The sequence below is a fragment of the Phytomonospora sp. NPDC050363 genome, from assembly GCF_040655735.1.
Classification (GTDB): domain Bacteria; phylum Actinomycetota; class Actinomycetes; order Mycobacteriales; family Micromonosporaceae; genus Phytomonospora.
The window spans coordinates 156767-179881 of the sequence record NZ_JBFAKK010000005.1; the positions used below are offsets into that span (position 1 = coordinate 156767).

Sequence of the window (23115 nt, forward strand, 5' to 3'; positions counted from 1 at the left end):
TGTGGAGGTGACCTTGAGGATCGACATCAGCGGCCCGCCGTCCGAGCGCCTGCGCTTCGCCGCCTCCCCGCTGGCCGAGCTGACCGCGATGCTGCACGTCCTCGCCGAACCCGGTCATCATCCGCGCCTGGCCGGCTGGGCCGGGAACGTCTGGGCGGGAATGCGGCCGGAGCTGGCCGAGCGCCTGCGGGAGGCGGAGTTCCTCTGGCGCTCCTCGCGTGCCGACTTCCTGGTCCCCTCCCGGCCACGGCCGACCCTCGCCGAGGAGCTCGACGACGTCGACCGGATCGACGACGAAACCTACGTGAGTTCGGCGCTCGTCACCACCTGCGGCAGCAACCGCGTCCACTTCGCCGGGCCCTCGCCGCTGGCCGACACGACCGCGCGCGACCGGGCGCTCGACCTGGCGCAGGCCCGCGGCCCGGTGCAGGAGGCCTTCGCCGAACGGCTGCTCGCGGATCCGGCCGCCGTGCGGGCACGGGTGCGCCGCACCCTCGAACAGTGCGCCGACGCCTTCTTCGACGCCGCCTGGACGAGCGTCGCCGTGCGGCTGGCCACCGACCGGCGTCTCAAGGACGACCTGCTGAAGCGCCAGGGCATCGAGGCGGCGCTGGCGTCGGTCTCCGACGCGGTCACGCTCGCGCCGGACGGCGACCGGATCATCGTCGATCAGTTGCAGGACAACGCGACCGCCGCCCACGGCACCGGGGTCACCTTCATCCCCAGCGTCTTCGGCAGCCCGCATCTCCTCGTGGTCCACGCTCGCGGCTGGCAGCCGGTGGTGCAGTACCCCGTCGCCGAGCCGACCCCGGCGGAACCGGTGTCGCTGGAGACCGTCACGCTGCGGCTGGAGGCGCTCGCCCATCCCGTACGGCTGCGGCTGGTGCGCACCCTGGTCCGCGGCCCGCACACCACCGGCGAGCTGGCCCGCGCCTGGGAACTGTCCGCTCCGGAGGTGTCGCGCCACCTCGCCGTCCTGCGCAACGCCGGGCTGCTCACGGCCCAGCGGCGCGGCCGCTACGTCCACCACAGCCTCGACCTCTCCGCGACGACGGCGCTGGGCACGGACCTGCTGTCGGCGCTGCTGCGCTAGAGCGATGCGGTTGCGGCTAAAGGTTGACTAAAGGAAATTCCCCCGGCCTCTTCCTACCGTGGGGCTCGCATTCACCCGAGCTTCACGGAGGGGACTCACATGTCCAAGAAATCCATCCTCGGCACCGCGCTCACCGGGACCGCCACCGCGCTCATCGTCCTCGGCATGTCCGGGCCGGCGCAGGCCGCCGACACCCAGATCTACAGCCACGACACCAGCGGCAACGTCCTGGGCACCATCCGCCACTACGACGACGGTGACAGGTTCGGCGTGACCGACCTCTACCCCGACGGCCACGGCGTCCGCGGCTACCTGCTGAACGCCGGCCAGACGCTGGTGCTGAACTCCGTCTACAACGGCAACGGCGACGAGGGCGCGCAGACCTCCTTCACCTACGACATCAAGTCGGGGACCAACTACGTGATGATGATCTGCATCGTGGACGGTTCGAGCGACAACACCGGCCAAAGGTGCGGTTCCAAGACCATCACGGAGTAGGCGCACGTGAGCGAGGGGCCCCGGGCATCGCCCGGGGCCCCTCGTCGTGCGCGGCCGTCAGCCCATCAAGCCGGTGACGTAGGCGTCCAGCCGAGCGGCCAGGAACCGTGTCGTCAGCTCCGTCCGGCCGGCCTCCCGCCAGGGCTGCGACACCCTCCGCAGTTCCTCCGAGTACGTCAGTCCAGCGCGGACCGGCCAGTACCGCCGCTCGCTCGCGGTCGCGGCCAGGACGCCGCCGGCCTCCTCGTAGGCCTCGGTGAGGCGCAGGCCCCACTGCGGGCCGTGCAGCAGCGCGAGCGCGGCGGAGCAGTGCGCCACGTCGAGATCCGTCGGGCCCCAGGAGGCCGACGCCCAGTCGACGACGCCGGTGAGCCGGGGCCCGGGGCCGAACAGCACGTTGCCGGGCTGGAAGTCGCGGTGCAGGAAGCGGCCCTCGTAGGGCGGCGGGGGCTCGCGGATCATGTCGATCGCCGCCGCCCACGCCGTTCGGTCGGCGCCTTCGGGAACCACGACGGTGTCGGCGGTCGTCAGGGCCACGTACTCGCGGGGCCGCGCGAGTGGCCGCAGCGCGTGGATCGCCACGAGTTGACGGGCCAGCAGGGGAACACGGGCCGCGACTCCCTCGTCGGCGAGGACGGTCCGGCCGGCCAGATGCGTCATGAGCAGCGAGGGGTACTCGCAGTGCGCGGCGGTCGCATCGACCGCCACCAGCTCGGGAGCGGGCACGCCGGTCCCCGGGAGCTGGGTCAGGGCGCAGACCTCCCGGTCCAGGTAGTCCGCGGCGTCCTCCATGTCGAGCACGGTCCGCAGCACCAGCTCACGTGTGCCCCCGTCCGGCCCGGCGACGGTCAGCCTCCGCATCTCGGAGGTGATGCCACCGTGCAGCGCCTCGGCCCTGACGACGCGTTCGCCGACCTCAAGGTGCCGGCTCACCCACGCCAGCGTCGACGGCCGGACGGCCCCGACCTCATCGTGAACGGTCACTGTCCACCTCCACATCCGGATCCACGCCGAGGAAACCGCCCGACTGTCGTGCCCACAGCGAGGCGTAGATCCCGCCCCGCGCCAGCAACTCGGCGTGCCCGCCCTCCTCGGCGACACGACCGGCGTCGAGGACGACGATCCGGTCCATCCTCGCGATCGTCGACAGCCGGTGCGCGATCGCGATGACAGTCCGGCCCCTCATCACCTCGTCCAGAGTGTCCTGGATCGCCGCCTCGACCTCGGAGTCCAGCGCCGAGGTCGCCTCGTCCAGAACCAGGATCGGCGCGTCCTTGTGGATCGCCCGGGCCAGGGCCACGCGCTGCCGCTGACCTCCCGACAACCTCGCGCCGCGCTCGCCGACGTGGGCGTCGTACCCGGTACGGCCGTCGCGGTCGCGCAGCCCGGTGATGAACGTGTGCGCGCTCGCCTTGCGCGCGGCGGCCTCGACGCCCTCGTCGGTTCCGCCGCCGTAGGCGATGTTGCCGCGCACCGAGCGGTGCAGCAGCGTCGCCTCCTGCGGGACCATCGCGATCGCGCGGCGCAGGCTCTCCTGCGTCACGCCGGCGACGTCCTGGCCGTCGATCTCGATCCGGCCGTCCTCGGGATCGTGGAAGCGAAGGAGGAGGTTGACCAGGGTCGACTTGCCGGCACCGGAGCGTCCGACGAGGCCGACCTTCTCACCGGCGCTCACTTCCAGCGAGACACCGTCGAGCCCGCCCTCGCCCTTGCCGTAGTGGTGGCTGACGCCTTCGAAGCGGATGCCGCCGCCGCCGAGCGCGAGCGGCCCGGCGCCGGGGACGTCGGCGACGGCGAGCGGCTGGGCGACGGTGAGCAGCGCCTGGCGCAGGACGCCGATGGAGCCGAACAGCGCCGAGACGCCGTCGAGGAGCCATTCGGCCATCGCGGTGATGCGAAAGCTCAGCGCGAGGCCCGCGGCGACCAGTCCGATCGGTGCGCCGCCGGTCGTCCAGAGGTGGATGCCGTAGCCGACGAGGCCGACCATGAGCACGCCGTTGAGGGCCATCATGCCGGTGTTGATGAGCACTTCCAGGCGCTGGACGCCGAAGTGCCCGCGCCGGGCGGTGGCGAAGACGCGACGGTCCTCGCGGTCGCCCTCGGCCCGGTCGGCGAACAGCGCGAGCGTGTCGATGTTGGCGTAGGAGTCGACGAGGTGGCCGTTGAGCTGCGACTCGGCCCGCTGGCGGCGCTCGGACGCGCGGCGGTAGCGGGGCACGATGTAGGCGGTCATCGCGGTGTAGAGGGCGATCCAGACGAGCAGCGGGAAGACCATGCGCGCGCCGATCGAGGCCATCAGCCAGACCGAGAAGGCGATGTAGGCGCCGACGTAGGCGAGCGTGTGCACGACGCTGTAGGCGGCGTCGGAGGCCGCGGTGCCGCCCTCGCGGACCCAGGTGGCGACGCGTCCGGCGAGGTCGGCGCGGAACCAGCCGACCGACTGCCGGGAGACGTGCCGGTGGGCGCGCCAGATGGCGGTGGCCCTGGCGTTGGGGCGAAAGGCGATGTCGTCGAGGCCCTCGCTGAGCAGGTGGAGCAGCGGCCTGCCGATGAGCAGGAGGGCCGCCACCGTGAGCAGCTCGGTGCCGTGGACGGCCCAGAGCTCCTTCGGCGCGGTGTCGGCGAGGGTGTCGACGAGGCGACCGGCGAAGCCGATGAGCCAGACCTCGACGCCCGCTCCGACGACGGTGAAGAAGACGCTCAGGGCGACGACGCCCCGCAGCGGGCGGAAGGCGTCGAGGAGGAACCGCCAGGGGCGGTCGGGAGGTGTGCGCAAATCGTGCGCACGGAACGGGTCAGTGGAGTTTTCGAGGAGGCCGAACAGCGGACGGAACACTCATGCCCTCCAGGCACGCGACGCGGGGAACGTCAGGGGGAGGAACCGGCCGCGAGCCCCGCACTGCCGCCGGTGTCCGGATGGGGGTCGTACCTGTGGCGGGCATGAGCGGAACTCCTCTGTGTCGGGGTCGGCCGGATGCTAGCGGCCCGAAGGGAACCGGCGCACGCGAGTTTCGGCGGGCGGCGATCGCCCTGGTGGCGACCATTGCCTCCGGCGGCGGCATTCTGCTAGCGTCTTTATTAAAGCCGGTTCTCTAATAGGTTCGAGGTTCATGGACACTGCACGCGGAGCCGCCCAGGCGGAACGAGCCGCCAATCAGGTCGCCTGCCTGCGTTTGCTGGCCGACGCCGACGAGGCGCGCACGGTCGGGGTGATCAGCGAGGGCACCGGCCTGTCGCGGCCCACCGTCCACGCCGTCCTCGACGACCTCCTCGACGCCGGACTCGTCGAACCCACCAGCCCGGCGACGGCGGGCCCGGGCCGTCCCGCCCGCGCCTTCCGCTTCGCCCGCGAGGCCGGCCTCGTCGCCGGCGTCGACCTCGGCCCGCGCGGCGCCCGCGCGATCATCTGCGACCTGTCCGGCCGCCGCGTGGGATACGCCGACCTGGCCCCCGACCGGCACGCCGACCTCGCCCTGATCCCCCGCGCGCTCCACGCCGCCGCCGGCTCCCTCGACCTGCGGCGCCTGCGCGCCGTCGGCGTCGGCCTGCCCGGCGTCGTCGAGGCCGACGGCAGCCTGCGCGCCAGCCTCGCCCTCCCCGGCCTCGTCGGCCTCCCCGTCGCCGAGACGCTGGCCGAAGAACTCGACCGGCCGATCGTCGTCGACAACGACATCAAACTCGCCGCGCTCGCCGAGCAGCGCGGCGGCGCGGGCCGGGGGCACTCCGACGTCGTCTACCTCCAGATCGGACACCGGCTGTCGGTCTCGATCGTCCTGAACGGCGACATCCGGCAGGGCCGCCACCGCCTCGCCGGCGAGCTCGGCGCGCAGCGCGGCATGCGCTGGACACGCAACGCGCAGCGCGGGCAGCTGGTCTGGTCGGTGCGACCGACCGGCGCGGAAGTGCTGAGCGCGGCCGCCGCCGGCGACGCCGACGCGCGGGCCGAACTCGAGGACTTCTGCGCGCAGATCGCCGGGCGGATCGCGACCGTGCTGCTGGTCGTCGACCCCGAGGTCGTGGTCGTGCGCGGCGGTGCGGCACAGGACAGCGGCGCGCTGCTGCGACCCCTGGCCGCCGCGGTCGAGAAGGAACTGATCTTCCCTGAGCGCCCGCCCTTCGTCGCCTCGGCGCTGGGCCGCGAGGCGGTCGTGCTCGGCGCGGTCGGCAACGCCTTCGACCGATGCGGCTCAGGCATTTACGGCGTCCACGGCTACCCCAGCCCGTGGCACCACATCACCCACCCTGCGGAGAGGACCACCAAGTGAAACTCGGAGTCAGTACCTATTGCTTCCGTGATCTCATGTCGAGCGGCGAGATGGACCTGATCGGGGTCCTCGACTGGGTCGCGGCCTCGTCGGCCGGGCACATCGAGGTCGCCGCGATGGACGGCGAGTACTACGTCGAGAACGAGGGCGTCGTCCGCGACGCCGCCAAGCACGCCGAACAGATCGGCGTACCGATCCTGAACTACCTGGTCAGCGGAGATCTGCGGACCGCCGACGGCGGGGAGATCGACCGCCTGCGCCGGCAGTTGGACGTGGCGCACCGCCTCGGCGCGCGCATCTTCCGCCACGACGTCTCGCCGTGGGCGTGGCGCGAGAAGGACCAGGGCGAGTTCGAGTCGACCTTCGAGAAGGTCGTCGAGGGCTGTCGCGCGGTGGCCGACCACGCCGCGGACCTGGGCATCGTGTCGACGGTCGAGAACCACGGCTTCTTCATGAACGGCAGCGAGCGGGTCTCCCGGCTGGTGCACGCCGTCGGCCGCCCGAACTTCCGTGTCACGCTGGACCTGGGCAACGGCCTGTGCGTCGGCGAGGTGCCGGGCAAGACCGCCGCCACCCTGATCGACGTGTCGGCCTCCATCGGCGTGAAGGACTTCCACATCCGCCGTTCGGCGGGGGAGGGCTGGCTCAAGACGCTGGCCGGCGACTACCTGCTCGGGACGGTCTCGGGTCACGGCGACGTCGACCTGCCCGGGCTGCTGGCGCTGGTCGCCACCAGGCCCGACATTCCGGTGAGCCTGGAGTTCGAGGGCATGGAGGCGCCGCTGCCGGCCATCGAGCGCTCGCTGGCGAACATTCTTCGACTGACGGAAGGCGTTGCCTGAGATGACGACACGGATTGCGGTGATCGGGCTCGGCGCGATCGCCGTCGAGCACCTCGGCGCCTACCAGAAGAACGAGCGGGCCGAACTCGTCGCGCTGTGCGACGTGGACGTGGAGCGCGCGAAGGCGCGCGCCGAGCAGTTCGGCGTGTCGCGGGTGACGGGCGACTACCTGGAACTGCTGTCCGACCCGGCCATCGACGCGGTGAGCGTGTGCGTGCCGAACACGCTGCACGCCCCGATCGCCGAGGCGGCGCTGCGGGCCGGTAAGGACGTGCTGGTCGAGAAGCCGATGACGGTGACGGTCGCCGAGGCCGAGAACCTGGTCCGGGCGGTCGAGGAGACGGGTAAGGCGCTGCAGATCGGGTACGTGCGGCGGTTCGCGCCGAACGCGCTGGTGACGAAGCGCTTCCTGGACGCGGGCGAGTTCGGCGACGTCTACGCCGCTCGGGCGACGCTGCTGCGCGCGGCGGGCAACCCGGGCGGCTGGTTCGGGGACGCGGCGATCTCCGGCGGTGGCCCGCTGATCGACCTGGGCGTCCACATCATCGACCTGTGCTGGTATCTGATGGGGATGCCGAAGGCGGTGTCGGCGTCGGGTGTCACGTTCTCGCCGCTGGGCGCGCGCGACAACATCCAGAATCTGAGCCGGTACCGGGCCGCGTCGGCGGCGCGGGCGAACACGGTGGAGGACTACGCCACCGCGCAGATCCGCTTCGACAACGGCGCCGTCCTGGACGTGGACACCTCGTACTCGCTGCACGCCCGCAACGAGATCAGCGTCCGGATCCACGGTGACAAGGGCGGCGCGGAGATCGAGCCCGAGCTGCTGATGGTCACCGAGCGGCACGACACGCTGCTGCACATCCAGCCGCAGATCGACTCGCTCGGGTTCGACTTCAAGGTCGGGTTCGCCAACCAGATCGACCACTTCCTGCGCATCTGCCGGGGCGAGATCCCGGCCGACGCGACGGCGGAGCAGGGGCTGGAGATGGCCCGCATCCTGACCGCGATCTACGACTCCGCCGAGAGCGGCGCCGAGGTCGCGATCACCCGCTGACCAACCGGTCGCCCGGGGGTCGCGGCCCCCGGGCGACCGGTCCGGCGCGGCAGTCTCCTCGTGCCGGCCCTACAGCCATGCGGTCTTCATCAGGTCCCAGGCCACGGCGAAGGCCGCTCCCGCGACGCAGCCGGCGACGGCGATGACGATCTCGCGGCGGCGCTGCGCCTTCTCCTTGCCGGCTTCGTTGCCGTGCACCAGTGCCATGACCTTGGCGGCCTCGTCGCGGTCGAGTTCCAGGTACTCCTGCTGCCGGGCGGCCTCGGCCTCCAAGGCGGCCCGCGACCTCTGGAGCCCGTCGAGGTCGGCGGCGAGTTCTCCCATGACCCGCACCGCCTCGGTGATGGCGGTGTTGACCTCTGCCGCGCGCCGGGTCAGTCGCCGGCGCGGATCCTCTTCTGCCGGGGCTCTCGGTGGCGAGTTCCCGAAGAGGACCGCCAGCACGATGACCGCGATGATGATCGCACCCACGAGTGGGCCGGGCAGGTCACGCAGTGGCATTTTGGCCGGGTTGAAGACCGCGGCCGCGACCAGGAAGACGGTCGGTCCGATGGCGCAGAGGACGACCATGGAGACCACGGCCACCGACTGGATGCGAGAGGCTTTCATCTGTCCATTTAAGACTGACGCCGTCTCCTGCGGTCTGCGGCCGACCGGCGCGGCGCCGGGCCGCTAGGGTCGTGGCACCACGCGAAAGGAGCCGCCGTGCCGGTCAGGTTCGTTCTCGACTGCGACACCGGATCCGACGACGCGGTCGCGCTCCTCGCCGCCACCGCGCATCCCGGCCTCGACCTCGTCGCCATCACGACCGTCAGCGGGAACGTCGCCCTTGAGCACACCACCGACAACACCTTGCGGGTCCTCGACCACGTCGGCGCCACCGTCCCGGTGCACGCGGGTGCCGCCCGAGCTCTGACACGCGCCGACTTCCCCATCCCGCGCGCGGTCCTGAACAAGGGCAACGGCTTCCAGCGGCCCCACCTCGACTTCCCCGAAGCCGTCTCGGTCCCCGCCGGCCACCGGGCCGCCGCGTTCCTCGTCGACACCTACATGGACGACGCCTTCGCCGACGTGGCGCTCGTCGCGGTCGGGCCGCTGACGAACATCGCGCTCGCGCTGGCGCTGGAGCCCCGCCTGGCCGCGCGCATTCCGCGCCTGGTGATCATGGGCGGCGCGCACGCGAACGGCAACGTCACGGCGGCGGCCGAGTTCAACTTCTGGGTCGACCCCGAGGCGGCCGAGACGGTGCTGAGCGCCGGGATCGGCGAGGTCGTGATCTTCCCGCTCGACGCGACGCACAGCGCGCCGCTGTCGGAGGCCGACTGCGCCGGGTTCGACCGGATCGGCACCCCTGCGGCCAAGGGCGCGGCGATGCTGATCCGCCACCGCATCGAGCACCTTCGGCCGGCCGAGGACTCCGCGCCCGTCCACGACCCCATGTGCGTCGCCTACCTGCTGCGGCCCGACCTCGTCACCGAGAGCGTCCGCGCGCACGTCAGCGTCGAGACGACCGGCGCTCGCACCGTCGGTGAACTGCTCGTCGACACCCGTCCCTGGCGTCCCGAGCCGGCTAACGCGACCGTCGCGTTGCGCGCGTCGGGCGAGGTCTACCGGGACTTCCTGCGGTCGGCGTTTCTCGGCTGACCCGGCGGCGCTCGAAGGCCGCGGTGATCGCCAGGGCCGTCGGGGCATCGGGTCGGGCGGTGTGGGTGTCCCTCGCGCGGGGACTCGCGGTCCCTTGTGATCACTGTACGTAACAGCGAGAGTCGTTTCAGGTCCGCGAAGACGCCCCTGCGGCCGACTCCTAGAAGCACTCCGCCGACGGCCGGTCGACGAACAGGCTCGGCCTCACGGTGTCGTGCTCCATGCCCGGAAAGGGACATGCCCCCATGAGTTCCTCCGCAACATCCTCTCGAGTCAGACGCGCGGTGTCGGTCGCCGTGATCGCGCTGCTCGCCGCCGCGATGGCTCCCCTCGCTATCTCGACGGGCGCGCAGGCGGCGTTCCCGGGTGGCAACGGGAAGATCTTCTACCACGCCGCCGCCGACTTCGGGAGCCCGGCGAAGCTGTACTCGATGGACTCCGACGGGACGGGGAGCGTCCAGTTGACCACGGGGTCCAGTGAGGAGGTGTTCCCGGTGGCCTCGGCCGACGGTTCGAAGCTGGCGTTCTTGAGCAACGCCGGCGGGACCTACCAGATCTGGACGTCCGACGCCGACGGGTCGAACCTGTTCCAGGTCACGAACATCTCTCCGCGTCCCGGGTTCAACGACAACATCTTGTCGTGGTCGCCGTCGGGCACCCAGATCGCCTTCAACGACGACAGCAACAACGTCCGCGTCGTCAACGCCGACGGCACCGGTCTGACCGCGCCTTTGGCCAGTGGCCGCTCAGGAGTGTTCTCCCCGGACGGCACTAAGATCGCCTACACCGTCTTCAGCAGCCAAAGCGATCTGTGGGTGATGAACGCCGACGGGACCGGTCAGACCCAGCTCACCAACGGCAGCGGCGGCTTCGGCCTCTACACGCCTGACTGGTCGCCCGATGGCACGAAACTCGTCGCACGGTCCTTTGAAGGCGGCGGTTTCAGCGTCCGCACCATCAACGCCGACGGCACCGGGTCGGTCAACCTCCTCGGCGGCACCAGCTTCGGGATCAACTTCCCCCAGTGGTCGCCGGACGGCGACAAGATCGTCTACACCGACGGCGGCAACGTCATCAGCATGAACGCCGACGGCACCAGCCCGAGCACCGTGTACACCTTCACCGGTTTCGGGTCCGCTACCGACTGGGCCGTCGACGACGCACCGCCCGCCGGAGCCGACCTCGCCACGACCGTCGCCGACTCGGCCGACCCCGTCGGTCTCGGTGCCACCTACACGTACTCGGCCACGGTGACCAACAACGGCCCCGCGGCCGTCACCGACGCCTCGGCGTCGATCACCCTGTCCGGAGCGGCCCGCACCATCGCCGCGGCCACCACCACACAGGGCTCCTGCACGATCAGCGCGCCCACCGTGACCTGCCCGGTCGGTGCCCTGGCCGCCTCGGGCGCAGCGACCATCACCATCACCATCGAGCCGCAGGCCACGGGCAGCATCACCGCGACCTCGACGGTCTCGTCCTCGCTGACCGACCCGGTTCCCGCCAATAACACCGATGCCGAGTCGACCACGATCAACAACGCCCTCGGCTGCACCATCACGGGCACATCGGGCAACGACACGCTCAACGGGACCAACGGCAACGACGTCTTCTGCGGCCTCGGCGGCAACGACACCATCAACGGCGGGAACGGCAACGACACCGTCTACGGGGGCAGCGGCGCCGACGACATCAACGGTGGCAACAACAACGACACCATCCATGCCGAAACGGGCAACGACATCGTCGACGGCGGCAACGGTGACGACGTTCTCTACGGCGGGTCCGGGGACGACATCATGGGCGGCGGCAACGGAGCCGACCACCTCTACGGAGAAGCCGGCAACGACACCAACTACGGGGAAACCCTCCTCGGTTCGCTGCTCTACCTGTTCGACAACGGCGCCGACCACATCTACGGCGGCCCCGGAAACGACGACCTCGACGGGCAGAACGGCAACGACACGATGGTCGACACCGACGGCACCGACTCCATGAGCGGCAACCTCGGCAACGACAGCATCAACGTCCAGGACGGCGTCGGCGGCGACACCGCCAACGGCGGACTCGGCTCCGACACCTGCACCGCCGACGGCGGCGATACCACGTCGAGCTGCTGACCGCGATCAGCGCGTGAAGGCAGCACACCGGTACCCCTCGCTCCTCTGGGCACACCCGCCCGGATGAGTGAGGGGTGCTTCGCGAAAGGCATTGCCGAACATTCTCCGGGCGGTCACTGTGGAGGCCGTCCCTCTCCGGGCCATGTCCCGGGAAAGAGGTGAGTCGACGTGAACTCCACCGCCAAGATCCTCCGTCTTCGACGCGCCGTCTCACTCACCGCCGTGATGGTCCTCGCCGCCGCGATCGTCCCGCTCGCCGCGTCGACGGCCGCGCAGGCGGCGTTCCCGGGCGACAACGGGAAGATCCACTACCGCTCCACCGCCACCGGGACGTCGAAGCTGTACTCGATGAACGCCGACGGGACCGGCAGCACCCAGCTGACCACCGGCACCGGCGACGACCTGTTCCCCGTCGCCTCGGCCGACGGTCAGAAGCTGGCGTTCATCACCAACCGTTCCGGGAGTTATCAGGTCTGGACGGCCGGCGCCGACGGCTCGAACCTGTTCCAGGTCACCAACGGCAATCCCGCCGCCGGTGTCAGCGACACGCTGCCGTCATGGTCGCCTACGGGCCAGATCGCCTTCAACGACGAGGTCGACGGCATCTCGGTCGTCAACGCCGACGGCACCGGCCTGACGGGCCTGACCGCCGGTCGCTCGCCGATCTTCTCGCCGGACGGAACGAAGATCGCCTTCACCCGCTTCAACGGCAAGAACAACCTGTGGGTCATGAACGCCGACGGGACCGGCCAGACCCAGCTCACCTTCGCCGCCGGGACCTTCGGCATGTACACCCCCGACTGGTCGCCCGACGGCACCAGACTCGTCGCCCAGTCCTTCGAGTACAACGGATTCAACCGCCAGGTCAGAACGATCAACGCCGACGGAACCGGCGTGGTCGACGTGGCGCCCGGGGCCTCCAGCGCCTACTTCCCCCAGTGGTCACCGGACGGCACCAAGATCGTCTATACCGATGGCGCTGATGTCATCAGCATGAACTCCGACGGCACCGGCCCGACCACCCTGGCCACCTTCACCGCGTTCGGTCAAGCCTCCGACTGGGCCGTCGGCGTCGCACCCTCCGGAGCCGACCTGGCCACCACCGTGACCGACTCCGCCGACCCGGTCGGCCTCGGCGGCGCGGTCACTTACACCGCCACCGTGACCAACAACGGGCCCGCCGCCACCGGTGTCTCCGCGACGATCACCCTGTCCGGCGCGACCGCGACGATCGGCACCGTGACCGCGTCGCAGGGCTCCTGCGCCACCGCCGCACCCGTGGTCACCTGCAACCTCGGCGGCCTGGCCGTCTCGGCCTCGGCGACCGTGGCCATCACCGTCACCCCGACCGCTGCGGGAACGGTCACGGCCACCGCCACGTCGACCTCCGCGCAGGTCGACCCCAACCCCGCCGACAACACCGACGCCGAGTCGACCACCGTCAACGCCTACGCCGACATCAAAGTCGACGTCGGCGCCCAACCCCACCTCGGCATCCTCGTGCCCTACCTGACCTACACCCTCAAGGCCACCAACAACGGCCCCCAGACCGCCACGACGGCGACCATCACCGCCAGCATCCCCGCAGGCGCCACCGCCACCAACCTCTCATCGGGCTGCACCGCCACACCCGGCACCGTCACCTGCACCTACAGCGCCATCACCAACGGCGCCAACGCGTCGAAGACCTTCCGCGTCCCCCTCCACCTGCTGTCACTCGGAAACGTCACCGTCACCGGCCTGCGCACCGCCTCCGCCCCGACTGACACCAACGCGACCAACGACACCGACAGCGCCACCTGCCACGTCCTGACCTTCGTCCTGGTCACCTGCTCGTAGGCACGACCGTCTCTTCCGGCGCTCACGTTCCACTCAGGACACCGACCGGTGGCCCGGCTCCTACCAGCCGGGGCCACCGGTCGGGCTTTCGCGAATCTTGGCGTACTTCCGCCATGGCCGGTCCCCGAGTGACCGAAGTGAGTCCCGGTGGGTAGCCCCAGAGTGGACGCGGCGCCTTCGGAGCGTCGCCGGACACGACGGGGGAACACGACGTGAGCGACACACTCAGCAGGAAGCGATGGGGCCGCCTCGCGGTGGCCGTGCTCGGCGGCGGCCTGGCGCTGATGGCCGGCGGGGGCGGCGCGTCGGCGAACACCGCGAGCAGCGTCGAGGCCGAGCGGGAGATCGAGGGCGCCTTCAGGCTGAGCGACCCCGCGTCGGCGGCCGGCGCGGGTGAGGAGGTCGTCTCGCTCGCCGGGAGGCTGACGGCCGGCGACGCCGGGAAGTCCGCCGAGGGCGCCATCCCGGTCACCGGCCTGACCCTGGAGGGCGACTCCGCCACCTACGGGAAGATCACCGTCGAGCTGGTCGGCGAGGCCGAGGCCTCCCTCGGCGCCCCCGCGGGCGCCCCGCCGACGATGCGCGGCGACCTGACCGTCACCGTCACGGTGACGCTGGAGAAGCCCGGCGCGGGCATGGCCGCCGAGGAGGAACTCTCGGGCACGTTCAGCGCCACGGGCATCACGAGCCCGGCCGACTTGCTCGACCGCACCTGGAAGGGCGAGCTGACGCCCGCCTCGGCCGGCGCGGCTCCCGAAGCCTGGTACCACGTGCTCGGATGCATCGGCAGCCTCGGCTACATGGATTGCAGCAGCATCTGACCCCGCGACCACGGCCACCGACCACGCCACGGGCATCGTCGGTGGCCGTTACGCGTCCGGGGCGCCGGGCGGGACGGGGTACGTCGTCGCGGTACCACCCACGGCGAAAGGCCGGGCGCTATTCCCCCGTGGGCACCTTCTCGCCGTAGTGGCTCAGGTAGGCGACGACCTCGGGGGTCTCCTCGCCCTCGAAGTAGTCCGACAGCACGTACCAGCACTTGCACTCCAGCCAGTACCGGTAGGTGAACTCCTCGATCGTCGGGGCGCTCCAGAAGAACTCGGGCCGCCCCTCCGCGTCGGCGAACCGCTCCGACCATTCCGAGTCGACGACGAAGCTCTCACCGTTCGGGCGCAGATAGAGGTACCAGAACACGCAGTCCTGCTGGTCCCGGAAGAACCTGACGAGATGGGCGCCCTCCTCCACCGGGCTCGCGATCACGTCCGACAGGTCGGTGCGGCAGGCGGTCGTGGAGACTTCGTCCAGCAACGCCGTCAGTGCCGGGCGGGACATGTAGCGCACGAAGGACTCGGGCAGGGCGATCCCCGGTGGCAGCGAGCGGGCCAGCGTCTCCAGCTCGGCAAGCCGCTCGGCGTCGGGCGCCGAGGTCGCCGCATCCCCGGCCCAGGCGAAGCCGTCGCGACGTTCGGGGCGCAGGGACGGCAGGGTCTCGTAGGGCCAGCCGGCGTAGGTGGTGAACGCTCCGGCGGGGCGCAGTTCGCCGAGGTCGGTGGCCGACCAGACGCGTGGGAACTCGATCAAGTGGTGTGACTCCTTCCGGTGCAACCAGGGGGCCATCGTCCCAGGGGCGTGTGACATCGTTTCCGACCATGATCGAGATGGATCGGCACCGTTTCCTCGGCATCCCCGAGCTCACCGAGACCCCGTCCGTGGCGGTCGTCGTCGACGTCATGCGCGCCTTCACCGTCGCGGCCTGGGCCTTCGCGCGCGGGGCCGACAGGATCGTGCTCGCCGAGTCGCTGGACGAGGTCCTCGCCCTCAAGTCGCGGCACCCCGACTGGGTGGCGATCAAGGACGGACCGCCCGCGCCGGGGTTCGACGCGGTCAACTCGCCGGGTCTCCTGCGCTCGATGGACCTCGGCGGGCGAACCGTCGTGCACAAGACCACGGCGGGGACGGTCGGCGCGCTCGCGGTCAAGGAGTCCTCGCTGGTGCTGTGCGCGAGTTTCGTGGTGGCCGAGGCGACGGCCAGGGCACTTCGGGCGCATGGGAGCGACGGCGTCACCTTCGTGGTCACCGGCGAGGACGGCCTCGCCGACGAGGATCTGGCGTGCGCCCAGTACATCGCGGGCCGCGTCGACGGGCGCGAGACGGACGCCGCCGGCTTCCTCCGCCGCGCCGGTGAGTCGCGTGCCGCCGCCGAACTGACCGAGGGCGTCCGCGAGGGAGTCCACCCCGACGACGTCGCGCTCTGCCTGGAGGTCGACCGCTTCCCCTTCGCCATGGTGGCGCGCGTTGAGGACTCGCTGATGGTCCTGCGCTCGCGTGCGGTCTGATCACCGGCGCGACCCGGCCGGAATGGCGTGCTCACTCGTGCGAATGAGTACGGGGATCACTCGCGACGGCGATGTCAACGAGGGCCGTGCGGACCAGGATTCGTGGTGTCGGTGTTCCCCCCGCCACCCCGAGGAGTCTTGGACATGAACCCCCGCATCGCCTTCATCGGCGCCCCGCTGCTCACCCTGGCGTACGGCGCCATCCGGATCATCGACGGCTTCGACGGCCACCGCGGCCCCGGTCTCGCCTGGACCACCGGTCACCTCGCCTTCATCGGGGCGATGGCGCTGTTCGTCGTCGTGTTCGTGGAAATGCGGCGCCTGGCGGGACGCAACGTCCTCGCGACCGTTTTGACGGTGGCGGCGACGCTGGGCGCCCTGGCGCTGGTCGTGCAGTTCTCCATCGACGTCATCGCGGGGTTCATGTCCGCCGACCGCCTCGCCATGAGCCTCCAGACCGCCGAGATGCGGCAGAACCCGGCCCTCACGCTGTTCGCCTACGACCTCGGCCCCTACCTGTTCTACCTCGGTCAGCTCGGCCTGGTGGTCCAGCTCGCCGCGATGCGCGAGATCAAGGCGTGGACCCCGGCGCTTGTGCTCTTCGACCTGGCGATGCCCTTCATCGACAAGGACCTCATCCCCGTCGGCGCGGCGGTCCTGCTCGTCTCCTACGTCCTCATCCTGCGGCGGATCCTCACCCGGCCGGCGCCCGCTCCCGCGACGGTGAGGCCGGAAGCGGTCGCCGCGGTCCAGCGCCCGAAACCCTTCGACACGACCATGGCTCCGCCCGAACCGGGCGGAGCCATGGTCGTCGCGGCCGTCGGTTCAGGGCGTGACGATGTTGAAGTCCGGGTCGAAGGTGTCCATGAGCGCGGTCAGGGACGACAGGACGGTGGCGTCGCCGGTGGTCGTGAGCCCGCCGGACCGGATCAGCTTTTCGGCCGCCCCCGGCTGGAGGAGCGCGCCGATGATGGCCGGTTTCGCGCCGGCGACGGTGACCTGCGAGTCGGGGCCGGTGCCCTCGCGGGCGTTGAGGACCCCGTTGGCGACCCAGGCGTGCCAGGTCGCGCCGAGGTCGGTGAAGGTGAAGTCCAGGCGCAGGTCGGCGTCGGCCGCCTTCTCGCCGATGAGGTGCACCGCGACGAAGTCGAAGAGGATGTCGAGCGGCATCGCCTGGACGCTGTCGGGGCTGACGGAACTGAACGAGGCCGGCGCGACGCCCTCCCGCAGCTCCTTGGCCGCCGACAGGAAGATCCCGCGCCACTGAGGGCCCTCGGCCTGGTAGCCCATCTGCTCGTAGGCGTCGGCCTGCAGTTCGCGGGCCTCGGCGTTGTCGGGCTGGGCGAAGACGAGTTTGTGGACGATCTCGGCGGCCCAGCGGTAGTCGGCGCCGTCGAAGGCGCGGCGTCCCTCGTCGAGGATCCGCTCGGCGCCCACGAGGTCGACGTAGCGTCTGGCCGACTCGACCGGCGGGTGCGGATGCAGCGAGACCGGGTCGCCGTCCCACATGCCCAGTTCCTTCGTGTAGACCGCGCGCACGTCGTGGTGGACGGTGCCGTGGTAGCCGCGGTTGTACCATTTGCGGCCCAGCGACTCGGGCAGGTCGACGATCTCGGCCGCCTCCAGCGGGGTGAGGCCCTTGTTGGCCCAGCGCAGGGCCTGGTCGTGGATGTACTTGTAGGTGTCGCGCTGCGACCCGATGAACTCGGCGATCTCGGCGTTCCCCCACACCGGCCAGGTGTGCGGTCCGTAGTGGACCTCGGCGTCGTCGCCCCAGCGCTGGAGGGTCTCGTCGAGGTAGCGCGCGAAGTTGCGGGCGTCGCGGGTGCGGGCCCCGCGCAGGGTCTGGATGTTGTGCAGCGAGTGGTTGGCGTTCTCGGCGCAGGTCAGCGCCTTGAGCTGAGGAATCCAGATGTGCATCTCCTCGGGCGCCTCGGTGTCGGGCGCGTAGAGGAACTCGAACTCCAGCCCGGCCAGCTCGCGCTTGGTGCCGGTCTCGGTGATCAGGTCGGTCGGCGAGATGTAGGAGACGGTCATGCCGACCCCGCCGCCGATGGCGATCCCGCAGGTGACCATCTCCCGCTCGCCGAGGCCCAGGCGGTTGCCGAAGGCGTACCCGGCCCGGCGCGACATCGCGTTGCCGGCCACGACGTTCTCGCCGATGGCGTACTTGTCGAACCGGTGGCCCGGCGCGATGATGGGGACCTTGCCCGAGGCGACGTCCTCGACGTCGACGACGCCCTTGACACCGCCGTAGTGGTCGATGTGGGTGTGGGTGTAGATCACCGCCGCGACCGGCTTGTCGGTGACGTGCTCGCGGATCAGGTCCATGCCCTGGCGGGCGTTCTCCACACCGGTCGTGCAGTCGATGACGACCACGCCCGTCTCGCCCTCGACGACCGTGAGGTTGCCGATGTCGTTGTTGCGGACCTGGTAGAGGCCGTCGGTGACCTTGAACAGCCCGCCCTTGGTGATCACCTGCGACTGGCGCCACAGGCTCGGGTTCACGGAGTCCGGCGCGGGGGTGTCGTCGCCGATGAAGTCGTAGTCGCCGAGGTCGAACAGCACCTTCCCGTCGGGGTCGGTGACCTTCCCGTCCGGCAAGGGCGCGATCAGGCCGCGCTCGGCGTCGTCGAAGTCCCGGCGGTCGTCCATGTCGTACCTGGACACCGCGGCGCGGTTGGCCTCCACCGTGGCCTCGGTCGGATCTTTCGGTGCGTGCGACATCCCCACATCCCCCCGGATGAACAGCCGGAACACACGTCCTCGACGGTCCGGTCATGGTCCCACGCCGCAGCCGCGCGTCGTGCGGATTCGCGGCCCGGCGGCACGATGGCAAGATCGTCGAGATGAGGACCGACGCCCCCGTTTCGCAGTCCCCGCCGGGCATCGACGCCGACGTGGTCGTCGTCGGGGCCGGGCCGACCGGCCTCATGCTGGCCGACGAACTGATCCTCGGCGGGGTCCGGCCGGTGGTCCTGGAACGCAAGCGGCAACGCCGGAACGTCCCCAAGGCGGGCGGGCTCGGCGGTCAGATCCTGGACCTGCTGCGCTACCGGGGCCTGCTGGAACGCTTCGAGGCGGCCTGCACCGCCCCGCCCCCGGCTCCGCGCTTCCCCTTCGGCGGCGTGCACCTGGACTTCACCGGGCTCGCCGAGACCCCCATGCACGCCCTGCACCTGCCGCAGCAGCGGCTGGAGGGCGTGCTCGACGAGCTAGCCGGGGAGAACGGCGTCGAGGTCCGGCGCGGACACGAGGCGGTCGCCGTCGGCCAGGACGACGCCGGAGTGACCGTCGAGGTGCTCGGCCCGGACGGTCCGTACACGATGAGCGCCCGGTATCTCGTGGGCTGCGACGGTGGGCGCAGCCGGATCCGCGAGCTGGCCGGGATCGCGTTTCCGGGCGTGTCCTATCCCGAGGTCAACCGCCTCGCCCAGGTCACCCTTTCCGACCCGGTGACCGTCCGCGACGATGGCGGTCTCGACGTCCCCGGCTTCGGGACGATCGCGTTCGGCTTCACCCGCACCGAGGGCGGACTGTTCGGCATGAGCGCGTCGCCGGACTCCGCGGTCGTATCGCTGTACACGGTCGAGGAGGAGAGCACCGAGTACGACGATGACGTCCCGCTGACCGTGACCGAGCTTCAGGACAGCGTCGCACGCGTGCTCGGGGTGCGACTGGCCGTCGGGGAGGCGCATCGGCTGTCGCGGTTCACCTTCAAGGCCAGGCAGGCCGAGCGCTACCGCCTGGGCCGGATCATGGTGGCCGGCGACGCCGCGCACCTGTTCCCCGCCACCGGTGTGGCCATCAACGCGGGCATGCTCGACGCGGTCAACCTGGCCTGGAAGCTGGCCGCCGACCTCGCCGGGGGAGCGCCCGGCGGGCTGCTGGACAGCTACCACGACGAGCGCCACCTCGCCGGCGCGCGGACCATGCTGCACACGAGCGCGCAGGTGGCGCTGCGCCGCGGGCACGACCCCGCCGCCGAGGCGCTCCGGGAGCTGTTCCAGGAGCTGCTGGTCGACGAGCAGGCACTGCTGCGGATGGGCGGACTCCTTTCGGGCGCCGACATCCGCTACCCGATGCCCGGTTCGCCGCACGCGCTCGCCGGCTACTTCGCGCCCGACCTCGTCCTGCGCACCGAACGGGGCACCACGAGCGTCGCGGAACTCATGCGCGCCGCCCGGCCGGTGTTCCTCGACCTCGCCGAGCGCGCCGATCTCCGCGAGACCGTGCGGGAGTGGGGCGACCGCGTCGAGGTAGTGGTCGCCGAGTCCGGTCACGCGCCCGCCGACGCGCTGCTCATCCGCCCGGACGCCAACGTCGCCTGGGCCGCGGGCACCGGAGAGCCCGCCGGCACCGCCGGGCCGGCACTGCGGGAGGCGCTGGACCACTGGGTCGGCGGCCGCTGACGGGCTGGACGAACGGCCCGGCCCGTCGTCCGTCCACTTCGGTCTGGCGCGGCCTAGGGTTGAACCATGTTCGTGACCGTGCAGATACCGGTCGTCGACCTGCGCCCGCTCATCGCCGCCCCGACCGGCCGGGACGAGCTGCCCGTGTGGCCGAGGCCCGACCGGGCGTACTCGCGCTGGTCGGCCGACCACTACCGCAGCAACTACGTGCGCGGTCTCGGCCCGGTGCGGCCGCGTCTTAGAGGCGGCGCGGCGCCGTGGCTGAGCGAGTCGGTCTACATCGACGTGTCGCGCAACGTGCGGATGGAGCGCTCGCACGTCGGGCCGAGCGGGGCGCACTGGGCGGAGTGGACGACCATGCGGCCGGTGTACCGCAACTTCTACACCGACGGCGTGGTCGGGCGCTTCGAGGCGTGCCTGAAGATCAGCGGGTTCGGGGCGCCGGTGTCGCGGGAGCTGCTCGAAGAGGCCGCGACCTCGGCGCCGGTGTGGCTGCGCGGCCTATCGCAGCGACGTCGGCCGCTCGCGCAGTTCGGTCCGGTGCTCACCCGGCATCTGTTGCGCTGCACGACCGCCGGCGAGGGGCCCGACCCGCAGTCCTGGTGGCTCCAGGCCGCCACACCGGGGGTGATCACCGAGGCCCCGCTTGAGGATCCCCGGGCGGGTGGGCATCTCGCGCAGGACTGGGTGCTGCGGGGTGGGGTGCGGATGTCGAGCTGGGCCATCACGCAGGACGCCGACGGCGACGCCGATGCCGCCCGTCGGCTGCGCATCCACGTCTCGCGCCTGCACGCCGACTTCATGGCGGCCGAGATCGTCGCGGGCCTGTGCCAGGGCGGACGGCTCGACCCCGACCATCCGCCGGTGCGGCGCTACCTCGCCAGGACGATCGACCTGCTGCTGCGGCCCGCGCGGCACGGCTACTCGCAGGCGGATCTGCTGGTGAAGGTGCTCAGCGGGAACACCGAGGCCGCCTACGCCGGTACCTTCGCGGCCTTGAAACGGCTCGACTCGCTCACCGAGCGGTCCGAGCGCATCGGCGAACTGCTCGACGGCGTCAAGCCCACCAGACGCGGCGGGATCGTGCTGCGGGTGAAGGAACTGGTCATGGCCAAGGGGGAGAGGACCGTCGAGCCGCCGCGCGGCTGAGGTCGCGGCGGTCACCGCCCTGCGCGCCGCTTGCGGCCTTTTCGTCGAAGGCCCCTGGGCGACAAGGCGGTGACCAGGTCCCGCAACGCTCGCGATGCGGGATGGCCATGTCGGCTCGGCGTGAGCGCGTGGGCCTTGACCCGAAGCGCGGGGAGCACCTACACATGGACTACTGCCCAGGCCCGCCTCAGCGACCGTGGCCCCGAGGCGGACCTCCCCAATGGGGATGGTCGTTCCCCTGGCTGACCAGGGGAACTGGTACAAGGGTACGTCGGTTCTGGGTGGGGGAGACTCGTGGCCATGGACGTGGTGATCGGGTGCCGGCTCACCGGTGACGAGGACGGTGCGGACTGCGACGTCGCGCCGGAGGTGCCGGGGCTGTCCGGATGTCGGTGGGGGCGGCTAGGTTTCGCCCGCCCGCTGCCCGACACGAAGGAACGACGATGGACGTGACGCTGCGCTACTGCGACGGCCTCGACTGGCACGACGCGACGCCCGTGGGATGGCTGACCGAGGAGGACGCCGCCGCCGCCGACTGGGAGGGGCGCCCCTACAGCGTCGTGGCCAGCCGCGGTGATCTTCCGGTGGCGGTGCTCGACATCGCCTGGCAGCACTACTATCTCGCGGTGTCGCTCGCCGACGAGCTCGGCCGCCGGGTGTCGCGGACCGTGTACCGCCGCCTTCGCGGCGAGGAGATGTTCCCCGTCGCCGACACCGACTGGCGCTTCGAGCCTGACCAGTCGCAGGGCGACCCCGATGTCTGGGTCGAGTCCCTCATCCGGCGCATCGACGGACGGACGCGCAGGGAGACCCGCAGGCGCGGGCGCAGAGGCGGGAGCGGCGTCTCGGCCGGGCGTGCGGACGTGTCGGGCCTGTGGCGGGAACTGCCCGAGTTCGGTGAGTGGTCGGGGCTGCTCGGCTTCGCCGTCGAGGAGGTTCCGGTCGTCGAGCCCGCCGACGGTTCGCGGACCCTCGGCGAGGAGTTCCGCCCGTGGCGGCCGCCGTCGCCGCTCGCCGCGCCTTACCTGAACGCGCTGATGTCGCCGGGGGCGACCGTCACCTGGATGGACGAGGCCCGCCCGGTGCGGTGGGAACCGGTCGGGGAGCTGGACATGCCCAGCGGGCGCCTTGTCGCGTGCGATCCGGGTTTCTGCGAGTTCGAGCAGAAGGCGTTCACCGTCCAGGTCGCGCCGGGCCGCTACCCGGTGGTGTTCGCCGAGGTCGAGGACACCGACGGACCGCGGTATTCGCCCCAAGGCGCGGTGCTCCTGCGGATCACCGACGAGCCGGTCACCTCCTGGGAGATGGCGCTCACCGAAGGCCAGGACGTGCGCACGCTCACCGACGGCTCCTTCTTCGGCTTCGGCGTCGACTCGGGCACCGCCTGCTTCGTCGACGCCGCGAACCTGCCGGTCTTCGCCGCGCTCGCCGAGGAGGACGACGACCTCACCTCCGCCCTCTTCCCCGGCAACCGGCTCACCGTGCCGGGTTCCGACGCCAACCTCATCGGCTGGTCCTGCTACTTCGGTGACGGCGCCTATCCCACCTGGATCGGCCGCGACGCCGGCGGTGCCGTCGTCTGCTTCGCCGCCGACATGCTCACCCTCCAGCAGCGTCGGAGCCGGGACGACGGCGAGGACTGACCACCCCGCGCACTCCGGCCTTTGTCTCCGGGCGAAACGACCTCATCGGATATCGTGTGCCCAAAAGCGCTCCTGCCGGGCCCTTCAACCTCCCCATGCGCCTCTACGCGACCACCGAGTACCTCGACGGCACCTGGCGCATCCCGCCGGTCGAGAAGGCCCGCCCATGACAACGCCGGGCGTCGGCTGATACCTCCGCCTCACCAGCCCGTGGGCC

The 23115-nt window shown here is 71.1% G+C and carries 20 protein-coding genes; 14 read left to right on the forward strand and 6 right to left on the reverse strand.

Going from position 1 to position 23115, the window contains the following annotated elements:
* The first annotated feature begins 7 nt into the window (after positions 1-7).
* Together AB0I28_RS15295 and AB0I28_RS15300 are read left to right on the forward strand one after the other, a co-directional pair.
* Entirely contained in the window at positions 8-1093 is a 1086-nt protein-coding gene (locus tag AB0I28_RS15295; protein ID WP_357493540.1) for a DUF5937 family protein, read from the forward strand.
* A gap of 99 nt (positions 1094-1192) precedes the next feature.
* Entirely contained in the window at positions 1193-1591 is a 399-nt protein-coding gene (locus AB0I28_RS15300; RefSeq protein ID WP_357493542.1) for a hypothetical protein, read from the forward strand.
* 57 nt (positions 1592-1648) lie between these two features.
* On the opposite strand, the gene AB0I28_RS15305 is transcribed toward AB0I28_RS15300, so the two are convergent.
* Together AB0I28_RS15305 and AB0I28_RS15310 are read right to left on the reverse strand one after the other, a co-directional pair.
* The gene (locus AB0I28_RS15305; RefSeq protein WP_357493544.1) at positions 1649-2575 is read right to left on the reverse strand and encodes an aminoglycoside phosphotransferase family protein; all 927 of its coding nucleotides are present in this window, start codon (positions 2573-2575) and stop codon (positions 1649-1651) included.
* Positions 2559-4415, reverse strand: coding sequence for an ABC transporter ATP-binding protein (locus AB0I28_RS15310; RefSeq protein ID WP_357494271.1), 1857 nt, complete (start codon positions 4413-4415; stop codon positions 2559-2561). The genes AB0I28_RS15305 and AB0I28_RS15310 overlap by 17 nt, the downstream gene beginning before the upstream one ends.
* Before the next feature lie 286 nt (positions 4416-4701).
* Here AB0I28_RS15310 and AB0I28_RS15315 point away from each other — a divergent pair, with 286 nt between their 5' ends.
* Genes AB0I28_RS15315 through AB0I28_RS15325 form a run of 3 tightly spaced genes read left to right on the forward strand, consistent with a single transcriptional unit; the run spans position 4702 to position 7755 of the window.
* On the forward strand, positions 4702-5856 hold the full coding sequence (locus tag AB0I28_RS15315) for an ROK family transcriptional regulator (protein ID WP_357493546.1): 1155 nt from the start codon (positions 4702-4704) through the stop codon (positions 5854-5856).
* A gap of 35 nt (positions 5857-5891) precedes the next feature.
* On the forward strand, positions 5892-6698 hold the full coding sequence (locus AB0I28_RS15320; protein ID WP_357493548.1) for a sugar phosphate isomerase/epimerase: 807 nt from the start codon (positions 5892-5894) through the stop codon (positions 6696-6698).
* Position 6699: 1 nt separating this feature from the next.
* Positions 6700-7755 carry a Gfo/Idh/MocA family oxidoreductase gene (locus AB0I28_RS15325; protein ID WP_357493550.1) on the forward strand — a complete coding sequence of 352 codons (1056 nt, stop codon included), beginning with the start codon at positions 6700-6702 and terminating at the stop codon, positions 7753-7755.
* A gap of 69 nt (positions 7756-7824) precedes the next feature.
* Here the strand turns inward: AB0I28_RS15325 and AB0I28_RS15330 are convergent, their stop codons facing one another.
* Complete coding sequence (locus AB0I28_RS15330; protein WP_357493552.1) at positions 7825-8364, reverse strand: hypothetical protein; 540 nt, start codon at positions 8362-8364, stop codon at positions 7825-7827.
* 96 nt (positions 8365-8460) lie between these two features.
* On the opposite strand from AB0I28_RS15330, the gene AB0I28_RS15335 reads away from it, so the two are divergent.
* The 4 genes from AB0I28_RS15335 (at position 8461) to AB0I28_RS15350 (ending at position 14179) form a co-directional block, all read left to right on the forward strand.
* Positions 8461-9399 carry a nucleoside hydrolase gene (locus tag AB0I28_RS15335; RefSeq protein WP_357493554.1) on the forward strand — a complete coding sequence of 313 codons (939 nt, stop codon included), beginning with the start codon at positions 8461-8463 and terminating at the stop codon, positions 9397-9399.
* A 284-nt stretch (positions 9400-9683) separates the two neighbouring features.
* Complete coding sequence (locus tag AB0I28_RS15340) at positions 9684-11519, forward strand: hypothetical protein (RefSeq protein ID WP_357493556.1); 1836 nt, start codon at positions 9684-9686, stop codon at positions 11517-11519.
* A gap of 168 nt (positions 11520-11687) precedes the next feature.
* Positions 11688-13358, forward strand: coding sequence for a hypothetical protein (locus AB0I28_RS15345; RefSeq protein WP_357493558.1), 1671 nt, complete (start codon positions 11688-11690; stop codon positions 13356-13358).
* 212 nt (positions 13359-13570) lie between these two features.
* Positions 13571-14179, forward strand: coding sequence for a hypothetical protein (locus AB0I28_RS15350; RefSeq protein WP_357493559.1), 609 nt, complete (start codon positions 13571-13573; stop codon positions 14177-14179).
* Positions 14180-14297: 118 nt separating this feature from the next.
* On the opposite strand, the gene AB0I28_RS15355 is transcribed toward AB0I28_RS15350, so the two are convergent.
* Positions 14298-14939, reverse strand: coding sequence for a hypothetical protein (locus tag AB0I28_RS15355; protein WP_357493561.1), 642 nt, complete (start codon positions 14937-14939; stop codon positions 14298-14300).
* A 68-nt stretch (positions 14940-15007) separates the two neighbouring features.
* Here AB0I28_RS15355 and AB0I28_RS15360 point away from each other — a divergent pair, with 68 nt between their 5' ends.
* On the forward strand, positions 15008-15694 hold the full coding sequence (locus tag AB0I28_RS15360; protein WP_357493563.1) for a 2-phosphosulfolactate phosphatase: 687 nt from the start codon (positions 15008-15010) through the stop codon (positions 15692-15694).
* Between the two features lie 260 nt (positions 15695-15954).
* On the opposite strand, the gene AB0I28_RS15365 is transcribed toward AB0I28_RS15360, so the two are convergent.
* Positions 15955-16182, reverse strand: coding sequence for a hypothetical protein (locus AB0I28_RS15365; RefSeq protein ID WP_357493565.1), 228 nt, complete (start codon positions 16180-16182; stop codon positions 15955-15957).
* Between the two features lie 337 nt (positions 16183-16519).
* On the reverse strand, positions 16520-18421 hold the full coding sequence (locus AB0I28_RS15370) for an alkyl sulfatase dimerization domain-containing protein (protein ID WP_357493567.1): 1902 nt from the start codon (positions 18419-18421) through the stop codon (positions 16520-16522).
* Between the two features lie 122 nt (positions 18422-18543).
* Here AB0I28_RS15370 and AB0I28_RS15375 point away from each other — a divergent pair, with 122 nt between their 5' ends.
* From AB0I28_RS15375 to AB0I28_RS15390, 4 genes are all read left to right on the forward strand, one after another.
* Positions 18544-20106, forward strand: coding sequence for an FAD-dependent monooxygenase (locus tag AB0I28_RS15375; protein WP_357493569.1), 1563 nt, complete (start codon positions 18544-18546; stop codon positions 20104-20106).
* Positions 20107-20172: 66 nt separating this feature from the next.
* Positions 20173-21255: a hypothetical protein gene (locus tag AB0I28_RS15380; protein WP_357493571.1), complete on the forward strand. Its 1083-nt coding sequence runs from the start codon at positions 20173-20175 to the stop codon at positions 21253-21255.
* A gap of 300 nt (positions 21256-21555) precedes the next feature.
* Positions 21556-21708, forward strand: a complete 153-nt coding sequence (locus AB0I28_RS15385; protein ID WP_357493573.1) for a hypothetical protein — start codon at positions 21556-21558, stop codon at positions 21706-21708.
* On the forward strand, positions 21699-22898 hold the full coding sequence (locus tag AB0I28_RS15390; RefSeq protein WP_357493574.1) for a DUF4241 domain-containing protein: 1200 nt from the start codon (positions 21699-21701) through the stop codon (positions 22896-22898). Before AB0I28_RS15385 ends, AB0I28_RS15390 begins: the two co-directional genes overlap by 10 nt.
* The last annotated feature ends 217 nt before the right edge of the window (positions 22899-23115 follow it).

Bases quoted from the DNA above. Each gene is read 5' to 3' on its own strand.
- AB0I28_RS15375 (WP_357493569.1), top strand. From the start codon at position 18,544: ATGAGGACCGACGCCCCCGTTTCGCAGTCCCCGCCGGGCATCGACGCC.
- AB0I28_RS15380 (WP_357493571.1), top strand. From the start codon at position 20,173: ATGTTCGTGACCGTGCAGATACCGGTCGTCGACCTGCGCCCGCTCATC.
- AB0I28_RS15315 (WP_357493546.1), top strand. From the start codon at position 4,702: ATGGACACTGCACGCGGAGCCGCCCAGGCGGAACGAGCCGCCAATCAG.
- AB0I28_RS15390 (WP_357493574.1), top strand. From the start codon at position 21,699: ATGGACGTGACGCTGCGCTACTGCGACGGCCTCGACTGGCACGACGCG.
- AB0I28_RS15300 (WP_357493542.1), top strand. From the start codon at position 1,193: ATGTCCAAGAAATCCATCCTCGGCACCGCGCTCACCGGGACCGCCACC.
- AB0I28_RS15330 (WP_357493552.1), bottom strand. From the start codon at position 8,364: ATGAAAGCCTCTCGCATCCAGTCGGTGGCCGTGGTCTCCATGGTCGTC.
- AB0I28_RS15360 (WP_357493563.1), top strand. From the start codon at position 15,008: ATGATCGAGATGGATCGGCACCGTTTCCTCGGCATCCCCGAGCTCACC.
- AB0I28_RS15320 (WP_357493548.1), top strand. From the start codon at position 5,892: ATGTCGAGCGGCGAGATGGACCTGATCGGGGTCCTCGACTGGGTCGCG.
- AB0I28_RS15385 (WP_357493573.1), top strand. From the start codon at position 21,556: ATGGACGTGGTGATCGGGTGCCGGCTCACCGGTGACGAGGACGGTGCG.
- AB0I28_RS15370 (WP_357493567.1), bottom strand. From the start codon at position 18,421: ATGTCGCACGCACCGAAAGATCCGACCGAGGCCACGGTGGAGGCCAAC.
- AB0I28_RS15325 (WP_357493550.1), top strand. From the start codon at position 6,700: ATGACGACACGGATTGCGGTGATCGGGCTCGGCGCGATCGCCGTCGAG.